Origin of the sequence: Protofrankia sp. Cr2, from assembly GCF_963555885.1 — a bacterium.
GTDB lineage: Bacteria > Actinomycetota > Actinomycetes > Frankiales > Frankiaceae > Protofrankia.
This window is the reverse complement of record NZ_CAUVXG010000072.1, coordinates 9,553-17,067: the sequence shown is the minus strand read 5'-3', so window position 1 is coordinate 17,067 and position 7,515 is coordinate 9,553. Positions and strand designations below refer to the sequence as shown.

Sequence of the window (7,515 nt, the reverse complement as noted above, 5' to 3'; positions counted from 1 at the left end):
CCGCCGCCACCGCCGGCCGCGGCCGGCTTGCCGGTGCTCGGATCGATGACCCCGACGGCGTGGAAACAGTCGGCGTCATCCTGCTCGGCGGCCGGATAGCCGAAGCCCTTGCGGGTCACACAGTGGACGATGACGGGCCCGCCGAAGTCACGGGCGCGCCGCAGCGCCGACTCGACCGCGTGGACGTCGTGCCCGTCCACCGGCCCCACGTACTTCAGGCCGAGGTCCTCGAACATCCCCTGCGGCTGGACGACGTCCTTGATGCCCTTCTTGATCCCGTGCAGGGCATCGTAGAGCGGCGCACCGACCAACGGGGTACGGCCCAGCACCTGCTTGACGACGTCGAGGACCTGCTCGTACTCGGGTGCCAGGCGCAGCGCGGCCAGATGGTCGGCCAGCCCACCGATCGTCGGGGCGTAGGAACGCCCGTTGTCGTTGACAACCACGATCACCGGACGATCGGCGGCCGCGATGTTGTTCAACGCCTCCCAGCACATGCCACCGGTCAACGCGCCGTCACCGACGACAGCGACGACCGAGCGGGACTCGCCGCGCAACGCGTACGCCCGTGCCAGCCCGTCGGCGTAGGACAGTGCCGTCGAGGCGTGCGAGTTCTCGATGATGTCGTGCGGTGACTCCGCCTGGCTGGGATACCCCGACAGGCCACCGCGCTGACGCAGGTCGGCGAACGCGTCCGCACGGCCGGTCAGGATCTTGTGAACATACGCCTGGTGACCGGTGTCCCACAGGATCCGGTCATGGGGCGAGTCGAAAACCCGGTGGATCGCCATGGTCAGCTCGACGGCGCCGAGGTTCGGCCCGAGATGACCACCTGTGCGTGCCACCGCGTGAATGAGAAAGTCGCGGATCTCCGCCGCCAGTGCGGGAAGATCGTCGACTGCGAGTTTCTTCAGATCGTGCGGATTGCGGACGGTCGACAGAAGCGACACCGGCACTTCCTCTCCGTGCACTCCCTGCCCCCCTTTTGGGGGGATCAACCCCGGACGCCGCTCAGTCTACGCAGGTCAGAGGATCAGTCGGGGTCACAGATTGGACATGTGAACACGTCCCAAACAGGCTCCAAGGGGACCGGTCGGCGCTTACGATGCGCCGTTTGCCCCAGGGGATCCGAGCCGTCCGGCGGTGCCGCAGCGTGCTCGCGCCGCTCCCGCCGGGCGTGTCCACCACGATGAGACGGCGTGTCCACCGAGATAAGACGGTCAGTCGGGCCGCTGCAGTAACGCCACGCATTCGACGTGTGCGGTCATCGGGAACAGGTCGAACGCCCGCAGCCCGACCAGCGAGTAACCCGCCGTGACGGCAACGGCGAGGTCCCGGCCAAGGGGGGCGGGATCACAGGCCACGTACGCGACCGCCCGAGGACGCAGAGCGAGCAGCTCGCGCATCACGCCGGCGCCCGCACCCGCCCGCGGCGGATCAAGGACCACGATGTCAGCGCCGGTACCGGCCAGCCCACGCAGGGATCCGGGCGAGACCCGCACTCCGCGCAACGACACCTGCGGGAGGTCTGCGAGGCTGCGCGCGGCGGACGCCACCGCCTGTGGGTCGGACTCCATCGCCACCACGAGACCCTGGGGACCGACGGCGTCGGCAAGCGCGGCGGTAAACAGACCCGCACCGGCGTACAGGTCGAGGGCGCGCTCGCCGGTACGTGGCGCCAGACCCGCCAGGACCGCGTCCACCAGCGCTTCGGGCGCGCCCGGATGAACCTGCCAGAACACCCCGGGAGCCAACCGGAACCGACGCCCGCGGACCACCTCCACGATCTCATCGTCAACCGGGCGGACCCCGACGGATCCACGCTCCGTAGTATGCAAAGTCACCGGTGTGACGAGCGTGCTACCACTCGAGACGCTTGCGGCGACCTCAATCTCGATTTCGCCCTCGATTTTGCCCTCGCCCGTGGCACCAGCAGCGGCGGCGACAGCGGCGCTCGGGTCCGCGCTGGTCGTCGGAAATGTCCGGCCGGTGACCGCGGCACGCACGAGCGGGTGGGCTATCCGGCAGTCCGCCGCCTCGACGATCTCGTGCGAGCGGTGTCCCCGCAACGCGACCTGGCCCTGATCGGTCAGGGCGTAACGCATCCGGGTGCGCCAGCCGAGACCGTCGAACGGCGAACCCGACGGCAGGTCCAGCGCTTCGACCTCCACCGGCCAGTCGAGCCCGGCCAGGCGGCGCAGCTGCTCGCGGACCACCTCGGCCTTGAACCGCCGCTGCGCGGCAAGGGAGGCGTGCTGCCAGTCGCATCCCCCGCACCGGCCGGGCCCGGCATGCGGACACGGCGCCGGCACGCGGTCCGCTGAGGCCGCCAGGACCTCGATCGCGTCGGCGCGCCAGTACCGGTCGTGCGAGGTGTCGGTCAGGCGGGCCCGAACCCGTTCGCCCGGCAGTGCGTGCCGGACGAAGACGACCCGGCCGTCGTGACGAGCCACACACGTCCCGCCGTGCGCCACCGACCCGATGTCGAGTTCGACAACCGGCGCGGACGCCTCAACGGACGCGCCGACGGCCTGCTCGGGGCGGCCGAGCCGGTGCCCGTGGCCGCTCATCGTCGGGTGGCTCCGGTCGTCCCGGCGTCCGTGCCGGCGGTGTCCCGCCCGGCAGTGTCCCTGCCTGCGGTGTTCCTGCCTGCAGCGTCCGTGCCCGCGGTGTCCCGCCCGGCAGTGTCCCGCCCGGCAGTGGCCTGAGCGGGGGCGGCCGAACCGGTGGCCCGGCGCACGGCTCCCGGCGCTGTCCGGTCCGGGCGCCGGCCGGCCTGCTCCGAGGAGGCGAGCTGCCACGGGACGCTGGTGACCATCACGCCCGGCTGGAAGAGCAGCCTCCCCTTGAGCCGCAGTGCGCTCTGGTTGTGCAGCAGCTGTTCCCACCAGCGCCCGACCACATACTCGGGGATGAACACCGCGACCACGTCGCGTGGGCTCTCCCGTCGGATGCCGGCGACATAGTCCAGCACCGGCCGGGTGATCTCGCGGTAGGGCGAGGCGAGTTCGACCAGATCGATGCCGATCCCCCGTTCCTCCCATGCCTGGCGCAGCCGACCGGACTCGGCCGGATCGACGGCGACGGTGAGCCCGACCAGGGAGTGGGGCCGGGTGGCCTTGGCATACGCCAGGGCCCGCAGCGCCGGTTCGTGGATCTTGCTGACGAGCACCACCGCGTGCACCCTGGACGGCAACGTCGGCGGCCCGGGCTCGGCCGCCAGCTCATGGGCCACCCGGTCGTAGTGCCGGCGGATCGCCCGCATCACCACGAAGATCACCGGCATGGCCACACAGACGAGCCACGCGCCACGCGCGAACTTCGTGGCCAGAACCACGACCAGAACGACAGAGGTCACGCAGGCACCGACGAAGTTGATCGCCTGTGAACGCCGGATACGCCGGCGGGCGACCGGGTCGGCGGCCTGCGGATCATCACTTCTCAGGAGGGTCTGCCAGTGCCGGACCATCCCGGTCTGGCTGCACACGAACGACACGAACACGCCGATGATGTACAGCTGGATGAGCCTGGTCACCTCGGCGTCGAACGCGATGATCAGGAGAATCGCGAGGGCCGCGAGGGTGATGATCCCGTTACTGAAAGCCAGGCGATCGCCACGGGTATGCAGTTGGCGCGGCAGATAACCGTCCCTGGCCAGGATCGACCCGAGAACCGGAAATCCGTTGAAGGCGGTGTTCGCAGCCAGCACGAGGATCAGCGCCGTGACGACGGCGACATAGAGGAAGCCGAACGACCCGTCCCCGAAGACCGCGGCGGCCACCTGCGCGATGACCGTACGCTGCGTCCCGGTTGCACCGACGAGATCCGCCGGGTCCTCCGCTACGTGGACATCCGAGATCATCGCCAGGATGGTGACGCCACTGAACATGGTGACCGCGATCAGTCCCATCGCCAGCAGCGTCCTCGCCGCGTTGCGGCTCTTGGGTGGGCGGAACGCCGGTACCCCGTTACTGATCGCCTCCACACCGGTAAGTGCGGTACAGCCGGAGGAGAACGCCCGCAACGCCAGGAAGACGGTGGCAAGGCCGCCGAAGGCGGACTCGGCGTGCACCTGATAATTCGCGCTCTCGGCCCGGGGCGTGTGCCCGAACGCGGTCTGCAGCAACCCGACCGCGACCATCACCATGACGCCGACGATGAAGCCGTACGTCGGGAGCGCGAACGCCGTGCCCGACTCCCGGACACCGCGCAGATTGATTACCGTCAAGATGACGATCAGCACCACGGCAATGAGCACCTTGTGGCCGGCCAGGCCGGTCAGGGCCGACGCGAGGTTGGCGACCCCGGCGGCAACCGACACCGCGACCGTGAGGACGTAGTCGACGAGCAACGCGCTCGCGGCCGTGAGGCCGACCCGCGGCCCCAGGTTCGTCATCGCGATCTCGTAAGCGCCGCCCCCGGTGGGGTAGGCGCGCACGTTCTGGCGGTAGGAGGCGACGACGGTCAGCAGCACCACGACGACCGCGCCCGCCACCCACGGCGCAAGGTGGTAGAAGGCCAGACCACCGAGCGACAGGACAAGCAGGATCTCCTCGGTGGCATACGCCACCGAGGACAGCGGGTCGCTGCCGAAAACAGGCAGGGCGATCCGCTTCGGCAGCAACGTCTCGCCGAGCTTGTCGCTCCCGAGGGGGCGACCGACGAAACCGCGCTTGAGGCGGTCCGTGAGCCTCACGCGGCGATGCTACCGACAGATGTGACCGGCATCGCATCGCTGTGAGATGACCGATATCTCCGCTGCTGGAAACCGCCCGTGCATCGACCGGGCCGGCTCAGGAGGGCTACGCTCTGCCGCGTGCATGTGGTGATCCTCGGTTGCGGGCGAGTCGGTTCGGCGCTCGCGCGCAGCGTCGACCGGTACGGCCACGGCGTTTCGATCATCGACCAGAACCCGGACGCCTTCACCCGGCTGCCCGCGGACTTCAGCGGCCGGATGATCACCGGAGTCGGTTTCGACCGGGACACCCTGATCCAAGCGGGCATCCGGGACGCGACAGCGTTCGCCGCGGTTTCCAGCGGCGACAATTCCAACATCATAGCCGCCAGGATCGCGCGGGAGATGTTCGGCGTGACCAGCGTCGTTGCCCGCATCTACGACCCCCGCCGGGCTGAAGTGTACGAACGGCTCGGTATCCCCACGGTCGCCACCGTACGTTGGACCCGCGACCAGATCCTGCGCCGTCTCGTCCCGGATGCCATAACGCCGGAGTGGACGGACACGTCCGGCATGATCCTGCTGACAGAGATGACACCCTCCGCATCCTGGGTAGGACTGCGCGTGTCCTCACTTGAGGGCGCCGCACGCGCCCGGGTCGCCTGTGTCACCCGTTTCGGCGAGGGCCTGCTTCCTGATGCTCATACCCTCATCCAGGACGGCGACACGCTGCACCTGGCTTTTCCCAAGGCACGAGCGGCGCAGGTGGAGGCCGTGCTGAAGTCCGGCCCGAAGGAAGGTCTGCCCGCATGAGGCCACGTCGGATCGCCGTTGCCGGGGCCGGCAAGGTCGGCCGTTCCATCGCCGCCGAACTGATCGACAACGGCTCCGAGGTCCTGTTGATCGAACGCGACCCGGGCAAGATACGGACGGACGCGCTCCCGCACGCCAACTGGCTGCTGGCCGACGCGTGCGAACTGGCATCCCTGGAGAGCGCTAACCTCCAGGAGTGCGCGGTGATGGTCGCCGCGACCGGGGACGACAAGGTCAACCTGGTCGTCTCGCTGCTGGCGAAGACCGAGTTCGGGGTGCCACGGGTGGTGGCACGGGTCAACCATCCGAACAACGAGTGGCTGTTCACCGAAGCGTGGGGGGTGGACGTGGCCGTGTCCACCCCGCGGCTGCTGACCGCCCTGGTCGAGGAGGCGGTGAGCGTCGGTGACCTCGTCCGGCTGATGCGCTTCATGCAGGGCAACGCGTCGCTGGTGGAGTTGACCCTGGCCGAGGACTCCCCGGTGATCGGGACGCCCATCGCGCAGGTTGCGCTACCCGCTGACGCGGCGCTGGTGGCGATCCTGCGGGACGGGCGGGTCGTGCTCCCCTCCCCCGACGCCACCCTGGAAGAAGGCGACGAGGTGCTCGCCGTGGTGAGCGCCGGCGGGGATGTGGAGGAAGCCCTCAGCCAGGCTCTGGGCGGGACTCCAGCGGGCTCGCCGCCACCTCGGTAACCATGCCGGCGGCACCGTCACGTCCGTCCGCGACGGCCTGGCGTGGCGCGAGCCGGCGCACGATGGCGAAGGTAGCCAGGATCGCCCCGCCGAACAACGGCAGCCCCAGGGCGATGTTGGCAGCGGCCAGCCACCCTGTCTCGCCGGCCAGATAGAGCGCACCCTGGATGACGAACCGCAGAGCGAACACAATGATCCAGACCAGTGTGGCCAGAACGGCGGCCCGACGCAGGTCGCGGTGGTGACGCCAGTCGACGTAGCGGGCATCCATCGCGGCCATCACAAAGCCTGCGAGCGGTCTGTGCACCACCAGCGACAGCAGGCCGACGCCGGCAAAGACGGCATTCTTGATGATACTGGGCAAGAAGAAACCCTGGGCGCTGTGCGTCCGGGACGCGACGAACGCGGCGAAACCCACCGCGAACAGCCCGGAGAACGCCTGGCGCACCGGCTCGCGGCGGACGACCCGCAGCGCGACCAGAGCGGTCGCCGTCGCCACGGCGAAGGCGATGCCCGCGGTCAGCCCCGCCTCGGCGTTGACCGCGACGAAAGCCACCGTGGGGATCGCACTGTCGATCATCCCGCGTGGACCGCCCATGGCGTCGGCCAGGGATGTCGGCGACGTCGCGGACTGCCGGTCGGCAGCCGGAGCGACCCGCGGGTCGCGGGTTCGGAGGTTCACGCGCTCGCAGACGACACGGGCAGCAACTCGTATCGCGGATTGAAGATGGTGGTGCGACTGTCCCGGTTCATGACCATCCCAGATGCCTTGACTGCACGTCCTGCCTGAATTCCCGGTATGTGCTTGCGGCCGAGAAACACCAGGGTGACGGTACCGCTGCCATCGTAGATGTCTGCCTCAAGGCTCGGCGCCCCGGCGTGGCTACGCACAGTAACTGAACGGATCGAGCCGACGACGCACACCTCCTGGCGCTCGTGGCAGTCACATATCGGGACGGCCCCGGCCGCCTGGACGGTCCGCTGCAGGTCTTCCGCCTCCAGCACCCGATCGTCCGCGTTCAGCCGGTGGACGACCCGCCCAAGCCAACCGCCTCGGTCTCCCACGGCTCCTCCGATTGAACTCGGGAACGTAACACCCAGGCAACGCTTCAACGCGCCCCAGTGTGCCCGGTCGCAGGCCCGGCATCCATCCTTATGGGGTTTTCGCCGCCGTTCCCGCCACCGTCGTACGCCCCAGCGGCCAAGTCTCGAGCTCGGGGTCCCCACATTGAGCCGAAGGCGCCACACGATCACTTCCCGTTGGAGCGTAATCGCCGAAGGCGCCATGTGGGGTTAGAGCGCCCGGCAATAGGGGGCGTGGATCAAGGAGCA

General features: G+C 69.2%; 7 protein-coding genes. 2 read left to right on the top strand and 5 right to left on the bottom strand.

The window, feature by feature from the left end:
- The 3 genes from U9978_RS21670 to U9978_RS21660 form a co-directional block, all read right to left on the bottom strand.
- Positions 1-950, bottom strand: a 950-nt coding sequence (locus tag U9978_RS21670) for a 1-deoxy-D-xylulose-5-phosphate synthase N-terminal domain-containing protein (protein ID WP_322762992.1), incomplete at its 3' end; no start/stop codon positions are given.
- Positions 951-1,220: 270 nt separating this feature from the next.
- Positions 1,221-2,570 (bottom strand): class I SAM-dependent RNA methyltransferase, encoded by a 1,350-nt coding sequence (locus U9978_RS21665; RefSeq protein WP_322762985.1) that lies wholly within the window; start codon positions 2,568-2,570, stop codon positions 1,221-1,223.
- Positions 2,567-4,696 carry an APC family permease gene (locus U9978_RS21660; RefSeq protein ID WP_322762984.1) on the bottom strand — a complete coding sequence of 710 codons (2,130 nt, stop codon included), beginning with the start codon at positions 4,694-4,696 and terminating at the stop codon, positions 2,567-2,569. Before U9978_RS21660 ends, U9978_RS21665 begins: the two co-directional genes overlap by 4 nt.
- Positions 4,697-4,816: 120 nt before the next feature.
- Here U9978_RS21660 and U9978_RS21655 point away from each other — a divergent pair, with 120 nt between their 5' ends.
- A complete protein-coding gene (locus U9978_RS21655) occupies positions 4,817-5,488 on the top strand; it encodes a TrkA family potassium uptake protein (RefSeq protein ID WP_322762983.1) in 672 nt (223 codons plus the stop codon).
- The gene (locus U9978_RS21650; protein WP_322762982.1) at positions 5,485-6,183 is read left to right on the top strand and encodes a TrkA family potassium uptake protein; all 699 of its coding nucleotides are present in this window, start codon (positions 5,485-5,487) and stop codon (positions 6,181-6,183) included. The genes U9978_RS21655 and U9978_RS21650 overlap by 4 nt, the downstream gene beginning before the upstream one ends.
- Here the strand turns inward: U9978_RS21650 and U9978_RS21645 are convergent.
- Complete coding sequence (locus U9978_RS21645; RefSeq protein ID WP_416211087.1) at positions 6,134-6,865, bottom strand: DUF3159 domain-containing protein; 732 nt, start codon at positions 6,863-6,865, stop codon at positions 6,134-6,136. The two genes, U9978_RS21650 and U9978_RS21645, sit on opposite strands and share 50 nt — an antisense overlap.
- Positions 6,862-7,248 (bottom strand): OB-fold nucleic acid binding domain-containing protein, encoded by a 387-nt coding sequence (locus U9978_RS21640; RefSeq protein ID WP_322762981.1) that lies wholly within the window; start codon positions 7,246-7,248, stop codon positions 6,862-6,864. The genes U9978_RS21645 and U9978_RS21640 overlap by 4 nt, the downstream gene beginning before the upstream one ends.
- Positions 7,249-7,515: the final 267 nt, after the last annotated feature.

Coding starts and splice junctions, on each gene's coding strand:
- U9978_RS21665 (WP_322762985.1), bottom strand. CDS start 2,570: ATGAGCGGCCACGGGCACCGGCTCGGCCGCCCCGAGCAGGCCGTCGGC.
- U9978_RS21650 (WP_322762982.1), top strand. CDS start 5,485: ATGAGGCCACGTCGGATCGCCGTTGCCGGGGCCGGCAAGGTCGGCCGT.